The organism is Desulforhabdus sp. TSK, from assembly GCF_022836495.1.
GTDB lineage: Bacteria > Desulfobacterota > Syntrophobacteria > Syntrophobacterales > Syntrophobacteraceae > Desulforhabdus.
On the sequence record NZ_BQXM01000030.1, the window covers coordinates 18,817 to 39,179 of the forward strand.

The 20,363-nt window shown below is 59.3% G+C and carries 17 protein-coding genes and 1 pseudogene; 7 read left to right on the top strand and 11 right to left on the bottom strand.

Going from position 1 to position 20,363, the window contains the following annotated elements; genetic code table 11:
• Window positions 1-2 precede the first annotated feature (2 nt).
• Window positions 3-1,031: an efflux RND transporter periplasmic adaptor subunit gene (locus tag MWC30_RS15995; RefSeq protein ID WP_244085201.1), complete on the bottom strand. Its 1,029-nt coding sequence runs from the start codon at window positions 1,029-1,031 to the stop codon at window positions 3-5.
• A 160-nt stretch (window positions 1,032-1,191) separates the two neighbouring features.
• Between MWC30_RS15995 and MWC30_RS16000 the strand changes: the two genes are divergently transcribed.
• The 4 genes from MWC30_RS16000 to MWC30_RS16015 all read left to right on the top strand — a co-directional run bounded on the left by MWC30_RS16000 (window position 1,192) and on the right by MWC30_RS16015 (window position 6,327).
• The gene (locus MWC30_RS16000) at window positions 1,192-1,887 is read left to right on the top strand and encodes a CerR family C-terminal domain-containing protein (RefSeq protein WP_244085202.1); all 696 of its coding nucleotides are present in this window, start codon (window positions 1,192-1,194) and stop codon (window positions 1,885-1,887) included.
• Entirely contained in the window at window positions 1,884-3,341 is a 1,458-nt protein-coding gene (locus MWC30_RS16005) for an efflux transporter outer membrane subunit (protein ID WP_244085203.1), read from the top strand. The genes MWC30_RS16000 and MWC30_RS16005 overlap by 4 nt, the downstream gene beginning before the upstream one ends.
• Before the next feature lie 166 nt (window positions 3,342-3,507).
• Entirely contained in the window at window positions 3,508-5,565 is a 2,058-nt protein-coding gene (shc, locus tag MWC30_RS16010; RefSeq protein ID WP_244085204.1) for a squalene--hopene cyclase, read from the top strand.
• Between the two features lie 213 nt (window positions 5,566-5,778).
• Window positions 5,779-6,327 (top strand): hypothetical protein, encoded by a 549-nt coding sequence (locus MWC30_RS16015; protein ID WP_244085205.1) that lies wholly within the window; start codon window positions 5,779-5,781, stop codon window positions 6,325-6,327.
• A 211-nt stretch (window positions 6,328-6,538) separates the two neighbouring features.
• Here MWC30_RS16015 and panB read toward each other — a convergent pair whose 3' ends face one another.
• The 10 genes and pseudogenes from panB to MWC30_RS16065 form a co-directional block, all read right to left on the bottom strand.
• Window positions 6,539-7,387: a 3-methyl-2-oxobutanoate hydroxymethyltransferase gene (panB, locus tag MWC30_RS16020; RefSeq protein ID WP_244085206.1), complete on the bottom strand. Its 849-nt coding sequence runs from the start codon at window positions 7,385-7,387 to the stop codon at window positions 6,539-6,541.
• A gap of 297 nt (window positions 7,388-7,684) precedes the next feature.
• Window positions 7,685-8,614 carry a ketopantoate reductase family protein gene (locus MWC30_RS16025; RefSeq protein ID WP_244085207.1) on the bottom strand — a complete coding sequence of 310 codons (930 nt, stop codon included), beginning with the start codon at window positions 8,612-8,614 and terminating at the stop codon, window positions 7,685-7,687.
• Window positions 8,615-8,673: 59 nt separating this feature from the next.
• Complete coding sequence (mraY, locus tag MWC30_RS16030) at window positions 8,674-9,783, bottom strand: phospho-N-acetylmuramoyl-pentapeptide-transferase (protein ID WP_244085208.1); 1,110 nt, start codon at window positions 9,781-9,783, stop codon at window positions 8,674-8,676.
• Window positions 9,780-11,954: a glycosyltransferase gene (locus MWC30_RS16035; RefSeq protein WP_244085209.1), complete on the bottom strand. Its 2,175-nt coding sequence runs from the start codon at window positions 11,952-11,954 to the stop codon at window positions 9,780-9,782. Before MWC30_RS16035 ends, mraY begins: the two co-directional genes overlap by 4 nt.
• A gap of 135 nt (window positions 11,955-12,089) precedes the next feature.
• On the bottom strand, window positions 12,090-12,773 hold the full coding sequence (locus MWC30_RS16040; RefSeq protein ID WP_244085210.1) for an L-threonylcarbamoyladenylate synthase: 684 nt from the start codon (window positions 12,771-12,773) through the stop codon (window positions 12,090-12,092).
• Between the two features lie 23 nt (window positions 12,774-12,796).
• Window positions 12,797-13,342, bottom strand: a complete 546-nt coding sequence (purE, locus tag MWC30_RS16045; protein WP_244085211.1) for a 5-(carboxyamino)imidazole ribonucleotide mutase — start codon at window positions 13,340-13,342, stop codon at window positions 12,797-12,799.
• Window positions 13,343-13,376: 34 nt separating this feature from the next.
• Window positions 13,377-14,672, bottom strand: coding sequence for a phosphoribosylamine--glycine ligase (purD, locus tag MWC30_RS16050; protein ID WP_244085212.1), 1,296 nt, complete (start codon window positions 14,670-14,672; stop codon window positions 13,377-13,379).
• Window positions 14,673-14,727: 55 nt separating this feature from the next.
• Window positions 14,728-15,306: pseudogene (locus MWC30_RS16055) on the bottom strand (IMP cyclohydrolase); the annotation flags it as partial.
• A 78-nt stretch (window positions 15,307-15,384) separates the two neighbouring features.
• Window positions 15,385-16,140 carry an AAA family ATPase gene (locus MWC30_RS16060; RefSeq protein ID WP_244085214.1) on the bottom strand — a complete coding sequence of 252 codons (756 nt, stop codon included), beginning with the start codon at window positions 16,138-16,140 and terminating at the stop codon, window positions 15,385-15,387.
• A gap of 120 nt (window positions 16,141-16,260) precedes the next feature.
• Entirely contained in the window at window positions 16,261-16,680 is a 420-nt protein-coding gene (locus MWC30_RS16065; protein ID WP_244085215.1) for a hypothetical protein, read from the bottom strand.
• 180 nt (window positions 16,681-16,860) lie between these two features.
• On the opposite strand from MWC30_RS16065, the gene MWC30_RS16070 reads away from it, so the two are divergent.
• From MWC30_RS16070 to MWC30_RS16080, 3 genes are read left to right on the top strand one after another with little or no spacing between them, the layout of a single operon-like run.
• Window positions 16,861-17,370 (top strand): hypothetical protein, encoded by a 510-nt coding sequence (locus tag MWC30_RS16070; RefSeq protein ID WP_244085216.1) that lies wholly within the window; start codon window positions 16,861-16,863, stop codon window positions 17,368-17,370.
• Window positions 17,367-18,908: a nitrogen regulation protein NR(II) gene (locus tag MWC30_RS16075; RefSeq protein WP_244085217.1), complete on the top strand. Its 1,542-nt coding sequence runs from the start codon at window positions 17,367-17,369 to the stop codon at window positions 18,906-18,908. Before MWC30_RS16070 ends, MWC30_RS16075 begins: the two co-directional genes overlap by 4 nt.
• On the top strand, window positions 18,905-20,302 hold the full coding sequence (locus MWC30_RS16080; protein WP_244085218.1) for a sigma-54 dependent transcriptional regulator: 1,398 nt from the start codon (window positions 18,905-18,907) through the stop codon (window positions 20,300-20,302). The genes MWC30_RS16075 and MWC30_RS16080 overlap by 4 nt, the downstream gene beginning before the upstream one ends.
• The last annotated feature ends 61 nt before the right edge of the window (window positions 20,303-20,363 follow it).

Genomic DNA, 20,363 nt, shown 5'->3' on the forward strand with positions numbered 1-20,363 from the left:
CTTCAACGCTGGGAGTTTTCGAGGGAGGCGGACGGCGTCCCATCCTGAGCCAGAGGCAGGTGCACGGTGACGGGCATGCCCAGTCTCAATTCATCGGACGGGTCTCTCACGTGGACACGGACTTCATAGACAAGGGCCGTCCGGAGCTCCGTCGTCTCCACGGACTTGGGGGTGAATTCCGCCGTGGGAGAAATGAACCCCACCCAGCCCTCGTAGCGTTTGTCCGGGAAACTGTCCGTTGTGATGGCAGCGGCCATCCCGTTTCTCACCTTCCCGAGATCCGGTCCGGTGACGTACGTTCTTGCCCATTTGGGATCCGTCACGGCGATGGTGAAAACCGGTTTGCCTGGAGACGCCATTTCGCCCGGTTCCAGGATGCGGTTCTGAATCACCCCGTGGGTGGGTGAAACCAGTGTTGCGTCGGCCAGCTCTCTCTGCAGTCGCGCGAGCTCGGCTTCATCGGCCCGGAGGCGGGCCTTCGCTTCAGCGATATCTTCCTTTCTCGGTCCCGCCACGGCCAGGTCCAGGGCCTTCTGGGTCACCTCCAGGCGCGCCTCGGCCACGTCCATTTCCGTGCGGGCGTTGTCCACATCCTGTTCGCTGGCCGCACCCGTGGAGACCACCTTCTTCAGGCGGTCATGCCTGAGGCGGGCGTTTTTCAGGTCCACCCGAGCCGACTGTGCATTGGCCCGCGCCTGGGCGATTTCTTCCGGGCGTGTTCCATTCTCGAGACGCTCCACGGCGTGCCGCTGGGCTTCCACCTTCCCCTGGGACTGCTGCACCGACGCCTCCAGGCGATCCTTTTCGAGAGCTCCCAGCTCCTGGCCGGGCTGCACAGTATCCCCTTCTTCCACCAGGAGCCGGGCAATGCGCTGCGATCCGTTGAATGCCAGCGCCACCTGCCTCAGGTCCATATTGCCGTAGAGGGTGATCTCCCTGCGAACCTCCCCCTTCTGCCTTTGAAGAAACCAGTAGGCCGCAGCCCCCAGGGCCGCCAGCAGGACGATCAGCAACAAAAGTCTCTTTTTCACCGTGGATGTCCTCCCCCTTTTCCAGCCGCATCCTACGCAGGGAGGTGCAGGGAAGTCAAATTAAAATTTGAATTTAAGATTTCAATTTGACATATTCGGGGACAGGGTGCTACCAACAGGGTGAAACCGTCCATGCAGTGCTGAAAGGAAAAATGATTCCATGAACAGTGTCATGACCATCGAGGCCCCGGCGCAGAGGAATGCCCTGTCGGCCGGGGAGCATAAGACACGCAGCCGCATCCTGGAAGCTGCCGGAAGACTTTTTTCCCATAAGGGATACGAGCGGACCACCGCCCGCGAGATCTGTGAGCTGGCTCAGGTCAACCCGGCTGCGGTCAATTACCATTTCGGGGGCAAACGACAGCTCTATCTGGAAGTCATCCGGGAGACAGACCGCCGCGTGGTGGACCGCGAGGCCATAAAGGCTATCCTTGTGGAGGAGGGAGACCCTGAAGAGAAGCTCGGGCGGGTGATTTCCGACCTGCTCCACGCCTTCCTCGATGGGGAGGTCGGCAGCTGGCACAACAAGCTCTTCGTCCGGGAGATGAGCTGCCCGACGGAGGCCTTCGGGGAAATCTTCGCAACCCAGATCCGGCCGAGCCTGCTCCTCTTTCGCCGCATCGTGGCGGAAATCATCTGCCTCCCGCCGGATCATCCGGCCGTCATTCGAGGGGCGCTGAGCATCATTTCTCAATGCCTTTTCGTGTTTCAGAACCGGACAACCATCGAGCGCTTTTTGCTGGAGCTGGATTTTCACCCGGGAAGCATCGATGAACTGGCCCGCCATATCACGACTTTCTCCCTGGGCGGCTTGAAACGACTCCAGCAGCAGTGGAGCAGGGAGGAACCCCGATGAATTCCCGACGGAGAGTGCGCCTGGTACCGTTCCTTCTGATGGGGTCGTTCCTGTGGGGATGCGCCCCCGTCGGGCCCAATTACACTCCACCCCCGGTTCCCCGCCCGGAGCAATGGACCCAGCCCCAGGGGAGCGATGCGCTCCAGCCCGTGGAGTCGACGTGGTGGCTGAAGCTGGAAGATCCCCTCCTGGTTCAGTGCGTGGAAAAGGCCCTCAGCGACAACCAGGACCTCAAAGCGGCGGAAGCCCGGGTGCGGCAGGCCAGGGCCCAGCGCGCCGCCGCTTTCGGGACGCTGCTGCCGTCCGTCACCGCGGGGGCGGGGTACGCCCGCTCCAAGGGCAGTGAGACCACGGTCATGGGGCCGTTCATGAAAAGGATCGATGCCATAGACCAGGATCTCTACCAGGCAGGGTTTGACGCCTCCTGGGAAATCGACGTCTTCGGGGGGGCAAGGCGATCGGTGGAAGCCGCCACAGCACGGGAGGAAGCCGCACAGGAAAGCTACCGGGATGTCCTCGTGAGCGTTGCAGCTGAAACGGCCAGGCTCTATGTGGAGCTGAGAGGCGCTCAGCGACAGCTGGCCGTCGCCGAAAAGAACGCTGAAATCCAGAAACACACTCTGAGGCTGGTGGAAAACAAGCGAGAAGCCAGGCTGGCTTCCCAGCTGGAGGTCGAGCAGGCTCGCGCCCAGCTGGAACAGACCCTCTCGAGCATTCCTCCCCTCCAGGCCAACATTCGGGCTGCAGCTTACGCTATTGCCGTTCTCACGGGAGAACCGCCGGATGCGCTTCTCCAGGAGCTGCTGGAAACGCAGCCTCTGCCCGGCCCTCCCGACGTCGTGCCCGTGGGACTGCCTTCGGACCTCTTGCGCCGCAGGCCCGACGTACGGAGGGCTGAGCGGAACCTGCACGCCGCGACGGCGGATATCGGTGCAGCCACTGCAGATCTCTTCCCACGCTTCTTTCTGACAGGATCCGCCGGCTTGGAGAGCAAGAAATTCACCGAAGTTTTTCAAGCCAACAGCCTGGCCTGGTCCCTGGGTCCCAGTATTTCCTGGCCCGTCTTTCAGGGCGGGCGGATCCGGGCCAACATCGCCGCGAGTGAAGCCCGCAGGGACGAGATCCTGGCTACCTACCGACAGGCGGTGCTTTCAGCTCTCAAAGATGTGGAAACGGCTCTCGTGCGTTACGCTCAACGCCGGCTGGAGCAGGAACGGATTGCGGCATCGTACACCGCTCAGGCCAAAGCTGTTACAATGGCCGACGCTCAGTATCGGAACGGATTGCAGAATTTCTTGACAGTTCTCGATGCCGAGAGGAGATTGAACGACATCGAAAACGGCCTCGCCGTTACGGAAACGCGGGTGGTGAGCGACCTCATCAGCCTGTATAAAGCGCTGGGTGGAGGCTGGGAGGAAACGGCAGGAGGCTCTCCACGTGCAGGAGGTTTTTGAGCTTCTGGAGCCCAATGGGGTAAGCTTGATAATATCTCTAAAATATAATAAATTACTCAAATTCATCGTGAGGGCCGTTCGTGGAAGCCTTTCGACACACACGTCCATATTTAATTTCTGTCGCTTCACAGTATGAGAATGCGTCACTCGAACAGTAGGTGGGATTATGAATCCAGTTACAGGAAAAAAAGAGAGCAAGTCGGATTTCCTCGAAACGGGATATGAGGGATCATTCAGCGACTTCGACAGCTCGCTGGGGGACCGGTTGCAGGCGTTTTGGACCGCTCAAAATGGAGGGGGGCCCCTGGGACCTGCTGTAGTGGAGGACCAGCTTCTCGGCTCCAGGAGCTTTTGGAGGCGCAGGGTGGAAAGGACCCTGGAGAAGGCGACTGGCTTCTTCATGGAGGCGCAGCATCCGGAGGGCTACTGGTGGGCAGAACTGGACTCCAATGTCAGCATCACCAGTGAGTACCTCATGCTCCTCCGGCTCCTGGAAATTTCACAGCCGGAGCGGGAAAAAGGCATAGTGAAGTACCTGCTCAGGGAGCAGGCATCCAACGGCTCCTGGGGACTCTACTACGGAGACGGTGGAGAGCTCAGTACGACCATAGAGGCGTATTTCGCTCTGAAGCTTGCAGGCCAGGATCCCGCATCGGAGCCTCTCCGCAGGGCGCGGGAATTCATCCTTGCCAGGGGAGGTGTCGAATCGGCGCGCGTCTTCACCAAAATATGGCTGGCCCTCTTCTCTCAATACGACTGGAACGAAGTTCCCTCCATGCCCGTGGAACTGGTCCTGCTTCCCTCTCACTTCTACTTCAGCATTTATGAATTTTCCAGTTGGGCCAGGGGAACCGCCGTTCCCCTTTCCATTGTTCTGAACATCCGTCCCAAATACGCCTTGCCGGCATCTCTGGGAATTTCCGAACTGTACGTGAAAGGCTCGGAAATTGGATTGCACCGTTTCCAGTCCATGACCCACAAGCTTTTTTATCTGTTCGACCGTGTAGCCAAAGCCATTGAACGGAATCCCCTGCCGTCATTGCGAAACCGCGCGGTACAGGAAGCGGAGACCTGGATTCTGGAGCACCAGGAGGAATCAGGGGATTGGGGGGGGATCCAGCCGGCCATGGTCTATTCTCTCCTGGCGCTGCATTACCTGGGGTATTCCCTGCAGGATCCTCCCATTGCGAGGGGATTGCAGGCCCTGGAGAATTTCTGCCTGGAGGATGAGGGCGGGCTGCGTTTGCAGTCGTGCATTTCGCCCGTCTGGGATACCGCCCTTGCGGCCCTGGCACTCCTCGATGCGGGAATGCCTTCGGACCACCCGGTGTTGATGAAGGCCACCCGCTGGCTCCTGGAGAAACAGATCAAGACCGGCGGCGATTGGCAGGTGAAAAATTGCTGCGCTCCGGGAGGCTGGGCCTTCGAATTCGTCAATAATCACTACCCCGATGTGGATGATTCGGCTGTGGTGCTGCTGGCACTCCACCGTGTAAGCCCGCCCAACTGCGAGGGCATGGAGTGCGGTAAATCGCTGGGCATGGAATGGTGCCTGAGCATGCAGAGCTCCTGCGGAGGCTGGGCCGCTTTCGATCGCAACAACACCATGACGATTCTGAACAGGATTCCCTTCGCGGATCAGGAAGCCATGGTGGACTACCCTACGGCCGACGTGAGTGGAAGGGTTTTGGAGGCCATGGGATACTTCGGGTACGATCGTTCCCATCCCAGGGCTCAAAGCGGCATTCAGTTCATCAAATCCCTGCAGGAGCCCGATGGAGCCTGGTGGGGGCGTTGGGGGGTGAACTACATTTACGGCACCTGGTCGGCCCTTCGAGGGCTCGTTTCCATCGGGGAAGATCCTTCGTCACCTTACATCCAGGGAGCGGTGCGCTGGCTCAAGACCCATCAGAATCTCGATGGAGGGTGGGGCGAAACCTGTGCATCCTACCGGCATCCCCACCTGCGCGGAAAGGGCCCCAGCACGCCGTCACAGACCGCCTGGGCCCTGATGGGACTGCTGGTCTGCGGAGAAGCCGACAGCCCGGAAGTGCGCAAAGGGGTGCAGTATCTCCTGGAAACGCAGAATGCCGACGGCACCTGGGATGAAAGGTATTTCACGGGAACCGGATTTCCCAATCACTTTTACATCCGCTACCGTTACTACCGCCTCTATTTTCCCCTCATGGCTCTGGGGCAGTACCGACAGGCGCTCAAGGACTGAGAAATCCCTCCCTTCGCCGCTCAGGAAACCGACCCCAACCTTCTGGGTGAAGCCCTCGAAGGGAGATCTCGCACCATATAGGATGCCCCCGGCTGTGGCGCGAACCCCTGACTCAGTTGTGGCGCGGTCTCCCAATTAGTTGTGGTACGGTCTCCTGACCGTGCCACCGGTTTGACCGAAGGTCTCCCCCAGGAGTGAAGGGTTGGAACCACCATGGAACGTTATCGGATACATTCCGAAGCTGCAGTATATTTTGTCACCTACTCCATTGTCGAATGGCTACCTGTGTTCGTCTCGGATTCCGCGTGCCGCATCATTACCGATAGTCTCAACTTCTGCCACCAACACAAAGGCCTCCGAACCAATGCGTATGTGATCATGCCGACCCATATGCACGCGATCCTCTTTGACAAAGATTTCGATTCACAGCGGCTGAGAGCATCTCTGGCGGATTTTCGAAAGTTCACAGGCCGGTCACTGAGCGATTTTTGCACCCGGCACCTCCCGCAGTGTTTTGCGAGGGTTTTCCGTGAGGCAGCAACGGCCGACAGGTCCAGGCGTTTTTGGCAGCCTGGCCGACATCCCGAGGCAATCAAGACAGAAACATTCTGGAGACAGAAACTGGACTACCTGCATGCGAATCCCTGCCGCAAGGGATTGGTACGCATGGCTGATCACTGGCGGTTTTCATCAGCACTCTACTACTTATCGGATGGACGCCTCGAATGCGATGTTACCATCAATGCTCTGGACTGGTCGTGAGATGTGGAGACCTTCGGTCGCGCCGTGGCACGGTCGGGAGACCGCGCCACAACCGGGGATTGGAGACCTTTGGTCGGGGTTGTGGCACGGTCGGAGACCGTGTCACAACGGGGGGCGGCGGTCGGGGGACCGTGCCACAACGGAGACCGCGCCACAACGGGTGTCTGAGGAGCTGTGCTGATCGTGTTTGCAGACGGGCAGAGACAGTGGTTTATTTCTTGCCCCGGGTCGTATCGAGCTTGCTCATCTCTCCGGCATCGATGGAGAAGGTGTGCTCCGGGCCGGGGAAGGTCCCATTTTCCACTTCTTCGCGGTACCGGGCCAGGGCCTGGCGGATGGGGTCTCCCAGCTTCGCATATTGTTTGACGAATTTCGGCGTGAACCGTTCGTAGAGTCCCAGCACGTCGTGAACCACGAGTACCTGCCCGTCGCAATGCGGTCCTGCACCGATTCCGATGGTGGGAATGGGGATGGCTTCAGTGATCCTGGCGGCAATGGAGGCAGGGATGGCTTCCAGGACGATGCTGAAACAGCCGGCTTCGGTGAGGGCCAGGGCGTCGTCTATGAGTACCTTGGCCGCCTCGGCCGTCTTTCCCTGGACCTTGAAGCCGCCGAACTGCGCCGAGCTCTGGGGGGTCAGTCCCAGATGCCCCTGGACGGGAATCCCCGCATCCACCATGGCGCGGATCTGGGGTGCCACCCTGCAGCCGCCTTCCAGCTTGACCGCCTGGGCCCGACCCTCCTTGAGAAGGAGGCCGGCATTGATGAGGGCCTGTTCAAGACTTGCCTGATACGACATGAAAGGCATGTCGGCAATGACTAGGGAGCGTTGGGCCCCCCGGGAAACGGCTCGGGTGTGGTGAATCATTTCGGGCATTCCCACGGAGAGGGTGTCTTCGTGCCCGAGAACGACCATGGCCAGGGAATCCCCCACCAGCGCCATATCGATTCCACTTTGATCGACCCAGAGGGCGGTCGGGTAATCGTATGCGGTCAGTTCGGTGAGCTTTCTCTTGCCCTTGGCGGCCATGATGTCTGGAACTGTGGTCCGTTTCTGCATGGTCTTTTTCCTTTCTTCTGAGGTGTTAGTGTCTGACCGGCAGGTCGGGCCTGGCGAGCCCTTTACCCATGACGGCTCAAATCACCACAACAAAAAGCGTTACTGCTCTTTCGTGCCGGAATGCCGCACGAGGGTTGGAGGTTTCGGTTGTGTTAGCGTCGGTGTCCATGCCAGGTGGCGGATGCGGCGAAATTTCTTCCAAAATCCGTCAAGCCGGGCTGCACTTCCGATCACTACTTCTTCCAGCTATGGCTCCGGGTGAGCCGGGAGACTTATGGAATCCCGGGATCACCCGGTTTAATCTCCTTTGGCATACCCCGCCTCCAGGATCTTGATGAGCTGTGTGAGGGTCTTATTCACGGGAACGGGGACCTGGTCCTGCCTGGCGAAATGCACGACGGCGCCGTTGATGGCGTCGATTTCCGTGCGCTTTTTGCGATCGACATCCTGGCCCATGGAGGAGCGGTTGACTGCCGTGGCCTGTGCGACCTTTATCATCCTCTCCACCATGTTTCCGGGCATCTTGAATCCCCTGGCTTGCGCCACCGTGACGGCTTCCTCGACGGCCGCCCTGGAAAGCTCTCTGGCCTCTTCCACCTCGACGATCTTGCCGTTGCGAATCCCCGCCAAGGCTGTGATGGCGTTGATCCCCACGTTGATCATGAGCTTTTCCCAGATGAGCTGCTGCATTGTGTCGCTGGGGTGGGCCTCGAGGCCCGCGTTCCGAAAAACATCCACGATGCACTGCACCCGGTGGGAAGCCGGTTCCCGAGGCTCTCCGATGAAGGTGGCTCCGTTGCCGCCATGGCGAATTTTTCCCGGCCCCAGCCGGGTCACTCCCTGCGCCGTCGTCCCCAGGAGGACGGATTCCGTACCCACCACCCCGGCAATGTGCTCCCAGTTGCCGATGCCGTTTTGCAGCGTGAGAAATAGGGTCCCGGTATGGCAGGATCCCAGGATGCTCCCGACGGCTTCCTCGGTGGCGTAACTCTTCACCAGGACAATGACCAGGTCGACCTCTTCCTGGATCTTGTGGGGATGGTCGCACGCTGCCAGGTGGTAGTGCTGCTCGCTGCCGTCCAGCTCCAGGATGGAGAGTCCGTGGGCCTGGATAGCCTGGATGTGCTCCCGGTTGGTGCTGAAAAGTGTGACGCTCGCTTCCGTCCTGGAAAGCCTGGCTCCCAGGAGACTGCCCATGGCGCCTGCTCCAAGTATCAGAATGTGCATGGCTTTTCCTTTTTATCTCACTATTCAGGGCTTCGGACCCTGAAGAATCTGCAACCCCTTCAGCGCAGCTTCAATGTCGCCAGGGAAATGAGCGCCAGGATTCCCGAGACGATCCAAAGCCGGATCACGACTTTGGTTTCGGCCATCCCCTTGTGCTGAAGATTGTGATGGAGAGGTGCCCGGTAAAAGATCCGGCGCCCTATCCAGCGCACTCCGATCTTATCCTGGATCTGGCTCGTCAGCGCTTCGGACACGAAAAGCCCCCCCAGGAGGGGAAAGAGCATTTCCTGCTTGAGGAGCACGGAAATGACGGCCATGGTGCCGCCGATGGCCAGGGAGCCCGTATCGCCCATGAAGATCTGGGCCGGGTAGGCATTATACCACAGGAAGCCCAAACCTGCCCCCAGGAAGGCGGCCCCAAAGATGGCCAATTCCCCGGCGTTGCGCAGGTAGGGGTAGTAGAGGTAGGCGGAATAAATGCGGTTGCCCTCCACGTAGGCAAAGATCCCCAGGACGCCCACGACGAAAATCGTGGGGGTGATGGCCAGTCCGTCCAGCCCGTCCGTGATGTTGACGGCATTGGTGACGAAGATGAGGAAAAGGAAGATGAAGAGTCCGTAGAGGTATGGGCCGAAGTCGACGAGGGCGTGTTTATAAAAGGGGATGTACACCTTTGTGGCCAATTCCGGGCCCAGGGGGGCATAGGGACCCACGCAGATCCAGGCGAAGAGGAGAGCGAAGCCTCCCTGCAGCAGAAGCTTGCATTTTTCGGACATGCCGCTGTCCCCACTCTTTCTTCGAACCTTGGCCATATCGTCGTAGAAGCCGATGAGCCCGAACCAGAGCATTCCCGCAATGGAGCAGAGGAGAAACGGGTTGCGCCAGTTTCCCCAGATGATCATGGAGCAGAGCACCGATCCGACGATGAGAACCCCTCCCATGGTGGGGGTCCCCCGCTTGTCGAACGCGGAGTCGATGCCCGTTTCTCGAACCTGGTCCAGGAGGCAGCGGCGGTGGACAAAAAGAATGAAATATCGGCTGAAAAGAAAGAGGACAATCACCGCTGTCAGAGCGGCCATGATGGCCCGGAAGGTGATGTAGTTCACCAGTCGGAAAAAGGAGAAGGTTTCCGAAAGCTGCATGAGAAAGTTACATATTTCGTAAATCATGACATGCGTTTCCTTAAGGCGGTTTCGGGCAGGATTTCGGGAGCGGCATACACGACATTCTCGGACTCTCTTTCGCGGCACAGCTTCTGAAGGGTCTGATAGGTCTCCTTGATGGAAAAGTGAGGCCGAAAATCCGTTGTCGTGAGGATGAACGACGCGATCTGCTTGAGCAACTCCGGGGAGGGGGCGATGACGCGCCGCTCCAAAAGGCGTTTGATGCCTTTGAGGGCGGCATCCCGCACCTGCCAGTAGTGAGATTCCTTCAACTGCAGCAGCACGTCCAGGGCGCGGTGGTCCACACCGATTTCGCCCACGGCCTTGCCGGCCTCCACGGAGACTTCGAAGCAGGAGTCCTTGAGCCTCTGGATGACGGCCTGGAGCCAGTTATCTTTTCCCACCAGCTGCGGTCCAAAATGAGCGGCGGCAATGCATGCCTGGGAACGGACTTCGAAGTAGGGATCCTCCATGGCCCGGAGCAGGTGGCGCTCTACCTCGGGATCCAGCTGATCGAGAATCTGCAGGGCTTGAACGATGTTTCTGCGAATGAAGCCGACCTGCTTGAAATCTCCACCGAAGCACCGCTTGATCCAGGACGTGGGGGTGGTGTCCGAAAGCATGTGCAGCAGGGTAGGGATCTTTTCACGATACAGGGTCAGCCCGATGAGCTTGACCCCCAGGTTGCGGTCCTGCCAGGGCTCATGGCTGAGGAGCCCCGCGGCCCGATGCTGGTAGTAGGTGAGATCGTCCTCATCGCCGGCGGCCGAAGCGGGGTTGTAGCCCATAGGGTCCGCCTGGTGCGCCCGCTGGAGGACCAGGAGCAGCCGGTGGTTGGTGAGGAGCGGCTTGAAGGGGATGGACTTGTATCCCGTCCCGTTGTTGTAGCTGTCATCCTGATACAGTTCGCTCAGAATGCGCTCCACCGCATGGCGCCGCAAAAACTGCCCGCTGAGTGCCGCCATTTCGTTCAGCCGCTGCGGGCTGTTCAGGAGACGCAGGATCTTTTCGGCCAGTACTCCTCCTTCCAGCTTTTCCAGGACTTCGCCCTGCTCCACAATGGTGTCTTCGAAGAGGATTTCCGCGCCACCTCCATGCTTCATGGCCCGTGCGTTCATGACCTGGTGATCTCCGGGGAGATTCGCCTTGGGGATGAGGATGGCCGGCTTTCCCAGCTGGGATATTTCATTGAGGCTGCCCGCGCCGCTGCGGCAGACGATGAGATCACTGATGGAGTAAACGTTTCCAATGTTATGAAAATAATCCTGTCGATAGTAGAAGGTGTCGAGCATGGCCCGCTCTTCCGGCTCGAACGAGGCTTCCAGGCGTGCCCTCGTGTCCGCGGCGGCATCGTAGCCCCCGGCTTGATTGAGGCCCATGCCGTGGACGATGAAAAGGCGGTCGCGGTGGGGGAGCAGGTGTCGCAGGGCATCGACAAGGGCGCGGTTGATGGTGCGGGCGCCCTGGGAGCCTCCGAAAGCGAACACCACCTGGCGGCCGGGGGGAAGGGTGAATGAAAGGTCTTTCTGGGCTTCTTCCCTGGGTTTGAGAGCGATGGAACCGCGGATGGGGTATCCCACCACGACGCCGTTCTTCTTGAAAAAGGAAAGCGTCTGAGGAAAGGTGAGGAGCACCCGGTCCACCCACCGTCCCAGGAAGGCGTTGAGCTGTCCGGGAATGCTGTTCTGTTCGTGAAGGAATATTTTCGTGGGTGAAAGGCGCAGCGCCTGCAATATCAGCGTGGCGATGATGATGGGCGCGCTCACATACCCCCCCGTGGCAACGACCCAGCGGGGCGCGAAGCGAAACAGAATGAAAAGAGACTGGACGACTCCCAGGGACAAACGGCAGAGAAACCTCAGGGTGCGGAAGGAAGGTCTCAGGCCGGGAAAGCCCTCCGAGGAAACAAATACCAGTGGGTAGCCTACGCGCCGCACAATGACGGCTTCGGCTTTGCCACGCACTCCAACGTAGAGGAATTGAGTGTCCGGGTCACGTTTCTTGATCCCTTCGGCAATGGCCAGGGCTGGATTGACGTGCCCGCCTGTACCTCCGCCCGTCAGGATGACCCGCGGCTCGCTCTCGGCCAGGCGGCGCCATCGCCGGGAAGCCAGGACAATGAGCCCCACAAGCAAAACGAAAACCAACACAAAAGCAACGATCAGTGAACTTTGCACAACGGTGTACTCTAAATGAAAAAAGTTATTGGGGTGCACGCTAAAAAACACCGATGCCCCCCAACGAGCGCCGATATTTCCTTCAGCGTCCGTCAGCGTCCGTCAGCGCGCATCAGCCAGCGTTTTCAGCGTCCTTTATGCTTCACACCTGTTTTTCACCTCATCCCAGGGCAAGACTCCTTCACGCACCAGGCGCGGCGGGCGTACGCTCACATCCACGATGGTGGAAGGCGCTCCTCCGGGAAGGCGGCCCCCATGGAGCACCCCGTCCACCCGGTGGAGCAGCGACTCCGAGAGGTCTTCGGGATTGCTGCACGCCGGCTCTCCGGACGTGTTGGCGCTCGTTGAAATCAAAAGTCCCCCCACGGCTGCCGCAAGGGCTGTTGCGACGGGGTGCGAGGAGATGCGAACGGCGATTTTTCCGGTCTGCGCGTGGAGAGTGGAAGGCAGGGCAGGGGACGCGGGGAGGATCAGGGTCAGGGGCCCGGGCCAGAAAGCGCCGGCCAGTTTTTGGGCGGTGGAAGGCCAATCCCCCACAGCGCTGCGGAGGCTGTCCATCCGGGATGCGATGAGGGGAAGGGGTTTGTGAAAGCTCCTCCCCTTGATCTGAAAGATGTGTTCTATGGCGGCTTCCCTCATGGGATCCCCCCCCAGTCCATAGAAGGTTTCAGTAGGATAGACGATGACTCCTCCCTCACGCACAAGGGCAGCTGCGGCATCTATCGCCGTCGCTTCCGGCCGGGCGGGGTCCACCTTCCATACGGGGCAGTTTGACATGGGAGCGAAAGATACCATGACGTTTTCGAAAAGGCCATCCAAATGCCGGTTCCCGAGGGAACCGACTATTTCCCCTTGGGAGCCGATTTCCGTGCAGCCAGATAGTCTTCCAGCTTGCGGTTCTTCTCGCCCACAACCTCCTCGGCCATTTTCCTTTTATGCGCGTGCAGCTTTTCGGCGAGCAGGGGGTCCTGGAGGGCCAGGATCTGCACGGCGAACAGGGCTGCATTCCGGGCGCCGCCCTTGCCGATGGCCATGGTGGCGACGGGAATGCCGGGAGGCATCTGTACGGTGGACAGCAGCGAATCCATCCCCTGCAGCGGCGATGAATCGATGGGAACGCCCAGGACCGGCAGAATGGTTTCCGCGGCGATGACTCCCGCCAGGTGCGCGGCCCAGCCGGCTCCGGCGATGAGGACTTGCAATCCGCGCTCAGCGGCGGTCTTTACGTAGGCCGCCGTCGCTCCGGGCGAGCGGTGGGCCGAAAGAATCCGGACTTCGTAGGGGACTTCAAAGCCATCCAGGGCCTTGAAGGCCTCTTCCATGATGGGAAGATCCGAATCGCTCCCCATGACAATGCCCACCAGGGGGGCATCCTTCTTCTGACTCATTGCTGCAAGACTCCCTGCAATGTTGGCGGAGCGCTCATTCCCTGCCGATGTCGCTGCGGCAGTAAAGGCCTTCGAACGAGACCTTTTCCATTTCTCTGTAAGCGATTTCCCGGGCTTGAGCCAGGGTGTCCCCCGTGCTCACAAGGCAGAGAACCCGGCCGCCTGTCGTCACCAGCCGCCCGGCCTCGTCCCAGCCCGTTCCCGAATGAAAGACCTGGCATTCTGGGGAGATGCGGTCCAGCCCCGTGATGGGCAGGCCGATCTTGTAGCGTTCCGGGTAGCCTTTGTACCAGCCTTTTTTACCCTTGGTTCGACCGCTGACGGCAATGAGACAGAGCCTGTAGCGCGGGTCCCATTCCGGTTGAAGGTCCTGGAGGCGTCCGTTCAGTATGGCTTCACACACGTCCACCAGGTCGGTTTTTAAGCGGGGGAGAATCACCTGGGCCTCGGGGTCTCCGAGGCGTATGTTGATTTCGAGGACATGGGGAACAATGTTTTCGCCTTCTCCCGTCAGCATGAGTCCCAGGTAGAGGATCCCCCGATAAAGGAACCCGTACTTCTCCCGGACCCCCGCGATGAGGGGCTCGGCCACCTGTGACATGATCTTATGGACGAGGGATTCGTCCAGCCAGGGGTGGGGCGAATAGGATCCCATGCCGCCGGTGTTCTTGCCTGTATCGTTGTCTTGAGCCCGTTTGTAGTCCTGGGCGGCTACCATGGGGACAAGGGTGTAGCCGTCGGTGAAGCAGAAAAAGGAGAGCTCGCGGCCGTAGAGTCGCTGCTCGATGTCTACCCGCTCCCCGGCGTCTCCAAAAATACGTTCTTCCATGATGGCCCGAATGGCTTCTTGAGCGTCTTCAACCCCGTCGCAGACGAGGGCTCCCTTGCCCGCCGCCAGGCCGTCGGCTTTCACCACGACGGGATAACCCACTTGGCGAACATAGGCCCTGGCCTGTTCGGGGTCGGAAAACACGGCAAACTCGGGAACGGGAATCCCCAGCTCCCTCAGGAGGATTTTCGTGTCGCATTTGCTCGATTCCAGTCGGCTCGCCCTCCGGCTGGGGCCGACGATGGCCAGTCCACGGCTTTCGAAAAGGTCCACGATCCCCGAAGAAAGGGGTTTTTCGGGCCCCACGAAGGTGAGATCTATCTTTTCCTTCTCCGCAAAATCGGCCATGGCCTCCACGGTCTGCGCGTCGACACAGGTGGCGATTTCCGCAATGCCCGCATTTCCGTGAGCCACATAAACCTGCTTGACCCGGTCGCTTTGGGCGAATTTCCAGGCGATGGCATGGTCTCTGCCGCCGCTTCCAATGACAAGTACTTTCATGAAGGGTCTCTCTCCAGGTGCAGGACGCTCAGGAATTGTCGCGGGTCACTTCCTGCAGGTATTCACAGATGTTGCCGTCGTAAGTGTGCGTCAGGCAGAAGGCCTTGCAGGCCAGTTTGAGGCTGGTCTTGCGGGACACGTGTCCCCCCGAGCGCTTCATTTCTTCCAGGATGACGGGATAGTCGTCCGGGTCCGTCACAACGGCCACGTCACGGGAATTCTTGGCGGCGGCCCGTATGAGGGTCGGTCCGCCGATATCGATGTTTTCGATGGCCTCTTCCAGCGTGCAGCCGGGTCGCGCAACCGTTTTGGCAAAGGCGTAGAGATTCACCACCACCATGTCGATAGGCTCGATGCCGTGCTGCTCCATGGTCTTGATGTGGGCTTCGTTGTCGCGGATTCCGAGAATGCCCCCGTGAATCTTGGGATGCAGGGTTTTTACCCGCCCGTCAAGCATTTCCGGGAAACCGGTGTGGTCCGAAACTTCCATGATATCGATGCCCCTGTCTCGCAGCAGGCGGGCCGTGCCCCCTGTGGAGAGCATGTGAACCCCCATGCTCTTGAGACCCTGGGCGAATTCCGCGAGGCCGGTCTTGTCCGTGACGCTCAAGAGTGCGCGACGAATTTTGAACATAATCCCCCTCCTGGGAAGCGGCGGCGTTAGGGATGCCGTTTCCGGGTATCCGGATTTATCGCGACAAAAGATCGCGGACTATTTGTCCTTTGCCAGCAGCCGTGTGAAAAGAGCGTCTGCCGCTTTCACGATGGGAGCATCCGCGGGAAGCATGCTCGTCGGCTTTCCCTCCATGTCGAATTGAGCCAGAAGGGGATCGGCGGGCAGAATGGTGATCTGGTCTTTACTGAAGGTGTCGAGAACGTCCTGGGGCCACGATGTGGGCTCCGCCTGGAGCTGATTGACCACCAGGGCCGTCTGGTTGACCCGTATGGGAAGACTTTTTACCAGATCCATGATGCGGCAGGCCGCCGTTAAGCCGCGTCGGCTGGGGTCTGAAACCAGCAGGAGCAGGTCGACGTCCTTCTGGGTGAGGCGGCTGAAATGCTCCATCCCCGCTTCGTTGTCCACGACGAGATAATCGTAGTTTTTCATCAGGCGGTCGATGAGGCTGCTCAGCAGATTGTTGGCCGCGCAGTAACATCCGGCACCCTCGGGGCGTCCCATGGCGATGAGATCGAAGCCGTCCCCTTCCACGAGGGCCTGCTCCATTTTCATTTCCATGAAGACATCCTTCGTCATTCCCGACGGGACGTCTTTCTTCATCATTTCCCGGGCGTCCGACAAGGTTTCCTCGAGCTTCACACCCAGGACGTCATTGAGATTCGAATTGGCATCGGCATCGATGGCCAGGACGGGCTTCATGCCGTTTTTGATCATATAACGGATCAAGAGTCCCGCGATGGTCGTCTTGCCGGTACCGCCTTTTCCCCCAAAAGCAACTGTAATTCCCACTGAAAAACCTCCATGAAAATTCCGTGATGAAATGAATCCAAATCTATGGCGTATGGGCAGCCCTGCCGGCTTTCCTGCCCTCTGCCGCTCGTATCGAGCAGGAAATGTCCCCCCGGCGACTCATTCCCTGGCCAGGAAAAGCCACAGGGCCGTGTAGAAGCCCCACACCGCATTGTAGAGACAGACAAACACCGGAGTGAGCGTCCCGAGGGCCAGTCCGAACATGCCTTTGTCCTGAAAAACGGGAAAAACCACCAGGAGCTGAAACAGGGTAGGGATAAAACTGAAAAGAATGCCGCGGCTGAAAACCCCCGTCCAGAATCCGCTTCTCCAGAAAGGCACGGCAAAGACCAGCCCCCAGATCCCTCCCCAGACAAGACGCGCATAAAGGTAAGTCGCGCTCCATTTGGGTGCAATACCGACCCCGAGCTGCTGCGGAATGCCCCTGCGGCCCAGGTACCAGACCACCCACGAGTTGACCAGGGCACCCACGCAACCTGCGGCAAAACAGATGCTGAGGCGACTCATGAGGGTGCTCACGCGGTTTTACCCTCCATTATCCAGCGAATACATCAAAACGTGTGATTCCTAAAGAGTCGGAGATATAAACTAAAACGATGTTGATAACATAACATTTAAGTTTTATAAAGCGCTATCCGAAAAGAATTGACCCTGGAGCTGCTTTTGCAGCGGGCTTTGCCCATGAGGGATTGCCGGATCATGAGGACCTCCAAAACCACGCCCTGTCTCGGTGCCTTTCATATCCTTGAAAGTGTCCTCTGCCTCTCGTGTGTCCTGCTGTCGGCGCAGACCGCCGAGGCCACCCAGGTCCATACCGCCTCCGAAGGGCTCTATGTCCATCAGATCGCTCATTTGTTTTTCCTCTTTTCCATGGGAATCCTCGTTTACTGGCTGCGGCAAAGAAGCCTGGTGCAGGAGACCGGGTGGCGCTTTGTGCAATATGCCGCCTTCCTGTTCATGCTCTGGAATGCGGATGCCTTCATCGCCCACTACCTGGATGGGCGGGGGGTCGTCTTTGAAACCATCAACGCCGGCCACTGGAACGGCTGGGTGGACCTCGGTGAAGATCCCGAGGGTTTGGCCGTTTTGTACTACCTGGCCAAGATGGACCACCTGCTGAGTGTTCCCGCGATCGTTTGCCTCTACCTGGGGCTGCGGGAGCTCCTTCGGAGGGCGGGAGCCTCCCGGCCCACGGAACCGGCGCCATGACCCTTCCCCTCTTTCCCATCTGGGTCGTGGACCTGGCCGGCTCCAGCGTCATGATCGTCTTTTCCTTCCTCTGCGTGCGGTTGGCCCGGCGGCTGAGAGACCAGGATTCCAGCAACGTCATCTGGATTTATCTCCTCTGGCTTTGCTACAGCTTCGCGGCTTTCGCCATCTCACGATCGGTGGGTCATATCGCCAAGCGTGTGCTGGTCACGGTCGGCCTGGAAGATTATTGGAACCTTCTGAAGCCTTACAGCGGTTCCATCAACAGCCTGACCTTCGTCATTGCCGCATCCATCACGCTCTTTTTCGAGCGCATCTGGAAGGTCTACCAGCAAATCCTGGGAGACAAGAAGGTCCTGCAGGAAGCCCATGAGAAGATCCTTTTCATGAACCGCAACCTGGAAAATCTCGTCATGGAGAGGACACGGGAATTGTCGGCTTCCGAGCGCAAATACCGTCGCATTTTCGAGGTCTCCAGGGACATGATCCTCGTGGCGGACGGGGATGGGGCCATTCTGAGCCTCAATCCCGCCGGGGCTCAAATGCTCGGCATTTCGTGGGAACAGCAGGGGGGAGTGCGGATTTTTTTCCAGGATTTTTTTCATGACCCCGCAGCCTGGCAGGCCCTCCAGGATGACCTTGCTTCTCAGGGGTACACGCTCCCCACGGAAGTGGAGTTGAAGCGGTCGGGCGGGGCCCATTTCAGTGTCCTCCTCAGTGCGGCCGTGGAGGCCCATGCCGATAAGAATGGAGAGGGCATTCATTTTCTCGTGAAGGACATTTCCCAGAGAAAGGCCATGCAGCAGCAGCTCCTCCAGGCGGACAAGCTCGCTTCCGTCGGCCAGCTGGCTGCGGGCATCGCCCATGAAATCAACAATCCCCTCAGCCTCATCCTGGGCTATACGCAGCTCCTCCTGCGCAACGAAGAGAGCACCACCCAGCGCTATGAGGATTTGAAAATCATCGAGAAGCATGCTCGGACCTGCAAGACCATCGTGGGGGACCTGTTGAGCTTTTCCCGGAGCACGCGGACCCAAAAGGTGCTCTGCCACATCAACCAGACGGTGGAAACGGTGCTCAGCGTCGTCCGGTACCATTTTCAACTGGACGGGGTGGGTATGGAGGCACAGTTCGACCCGGAAATTCCCCCCATGGTCCTGGACGAGGAAAAAATCAAGCAGGTCCTCATGAACCTCATCATGAACGCCAAGCAGGCCATGGGGAAAAAAGGCAATCTGAACGTCTCCACGCGTTACGACGGGGCGGGGCAGCAGGTTTTCATCCAGGTGGCGGATACGGGCTCCGGCATCGAGCCTCATTACCTTTCGCGCATCTTCGACCCTTTCTTCACCACCAAGGGAACCGGGGAAGGCACCGGCTTGGGGCTGTCCGTGAGCTATGGTATTGTCAAAGATCATGGCGGGGAAATTTTGGTGGAAAGTGAGCCGGGCAAAGGATCCACCTTCACGGTGGTGCTGCCCGTCATGGATGGAAGTGCCGGCCTCGGCATGGATCAGACAGGCAAGAAGCAGGAATGAAAGAGACCATTCTGGTGGTGGACGATGCACCGGACATGCTGCAGCTCCTGCAGCGGAGCCTGGAACCGGAGCTTCAGTGCCAAGTGAAAACGGCGCGGTCGGGGGCGGAAGCGTTGAGCCTCCTGGAGCAGGAGCCGGCGGACCTCGCCCTCATCGACATGAAAATGCCCGGCATGAGCGGCATGGAGCTCCTGGAGGAGCTGCGCCGGCGGCATCCCTGGCTCACCGTCGTCATGATGACCGCGCATGGGTGCATCGAGCTGGCGGTGGAGGCCATCAAGAGCGGCGCGTACGATTTCATCACCAAGCCCTTCGACCATGACGCCCTCGTGTTGAATCTGCGCAAGGCGCTGGAGCGCAGCCGACTCCTCAGGGAAAACCTCAATCTGCAGCGCCGGGCCAACCTGAAAGATGCCTTTCAGAACCTGGTGGGGCGCAGCGCCAAGATGCAGCGCGTCTATGAATCCATTCAAATGGTGGCCAAAACCGACCTGACCGTCCTGGTGACGGGGGAATCGGGGACGGGGAAGGACCTGGTGTCTCGGGCCATCCACGCCCTGAGCGACCGGCGGGATCGGGCCTTCGTGGCGGTGAATTGCCCGACGGTTCCCGAGCAAATCCTGGAAAGTGAGCTCTTCGGCTACCGCAAAGGGGCCTTCACCCATGCTACCCAAAACAAAATCGGCCTCTTCCAGGAGGCGCACCGGGGCACCATCTTCCTGGATGAAATCGGGGACATCAGCACCACCATCCAGACGAAGCTCCTGCGCGTCCTGCAGCAGAAGGAAATCAAGCCCCTCGGGGATACGAAGTCCGTCCACGTGGATGTGCGTGTCATCGCATCCACCAACCGCGACCTTCCAGGGAAAATCAAGGCCGGTGAATTCCGGGAAGATCTCTTTTACCGCCTCAATGTGCTGCCCATCGTTCTGCCTCCTCTGAGGGAGCGGCGTGAGGATATCCCGCACCTGGTGAGTTACCTCCTGGAGAAGCACTGCGCCGAGCTCAATCGCCCGCGGAAGATCGTATCGGCCGAGCTGATGGAATATTTTCTGAGGGCTCCCTGGGAAGGGAATGTGCGGGAACTGGAAAACGTGCTCATCCGTGGGATCCTGTTCGCTCCAAGCGAGGAGATCCGGGCGGAAGACATCGGCTGGCAGGACCGGCTCCAGGACAAGAAATGCCTGGTGGAGGATTCTGTGAAGCTCCTGGATTATCGGGAGGCCAAGGAAGAGCTCCTTCAGCGGTTCCATGAGCGCTATATCGGGGACCTCCTGTCCCGAACTCAGGGCAATGTCACCCAGGCGGCGCGCACCTGCGGCCTGGAACGGCAGGCTCTCCAGCAGCTCATGCGCAAGTACGGCATTCGGTCGGAAGACTTTCGCAGTGAGTGAGACCAAGGTGACGTTGAGTCAACAACATTGGGAGCGTCTCCCGGTTGGACGTTCAAAAAGC

Coding starts and splice junctions, on each gene's coding strand:
- shc (WP_244085204.1), top strand. CDS start 3,508: ATGAATCCAGTTACAGGAAAAAAAGAGAGCAAGTCGGATTTCCTCGAA.
- MWC30_RS16025 (WP_244085207.1), bottom strand. CDS start 8,614: ATGCACATTCTGATACTTGGAGCAGGCGCCATGGGCAGTCTCCTGGGA.
- panB (WP_244085206.1), bottom strand. CDS start 7,387: ATGCAGAAACGGACCACAGTTCCAGACATCATGGCCGCCAAGGGCAAG.
- MWC30_RS16080 (WP_244085218.1), top strand. CDS start 18,905: ATGAAAGAGACCATTCTGGTGGTGGACGATGCACCGGACATGCTGCAG.
- mraY (WP_244085208.1), bottom strand. CDS start 9,783: ATGATTTACGAAATATGTAACTTTCTCATGCAGCTTTCGGAAACCTTC.
- MWC30_RS16015 (WP_244085205.1), top strand. CDS start 5,779: ATGGAACGTTATCGGATACATTCCGAAGCTGCAGTATATTTTGTCACC.
- MWC30_RS16070 (WP_244085216.1), top strand. CDS start 16,861: ATGAGGACCTCCAAAACCACGCCCTGTCTCGGTGCCTTTCATATCCTT.
- MWC30_RS16000 (WP_244085202.1), top strand. CDS start 1,192: ATGAACAGTGTCATGACCATCGAGGCCCCGGCGCAGAGGAATGCCCTG.
- purD (WP_244085212.1), bottom strand. CDS start 14,672: ATGAAAGTACTTGTCATTGGAAGCGGCGGCAGAGACCATGCCATCGCC.
- purE (WP_244085211.1), bottom strand. CDS start 13,342: ATGAGTCAGAAGAAGGATGCCCCCCTGGTGGGCATTGTCATGGGGAGC.
- MWC30_RS16005 (WP_244085203.1), top strand. CDS start 1,884: ATGAATTCCCGACGGAGAGTGCGCCTGGTACCGTTCCTTCTGATGGGG.
- MWC30_RS16075 (WP_244085217.1), top strand. CDS start 17,367: ATGACCCTTCCCCTCTTTCCCATCTGGGTCGTGGACCTGGCCGGCTCC.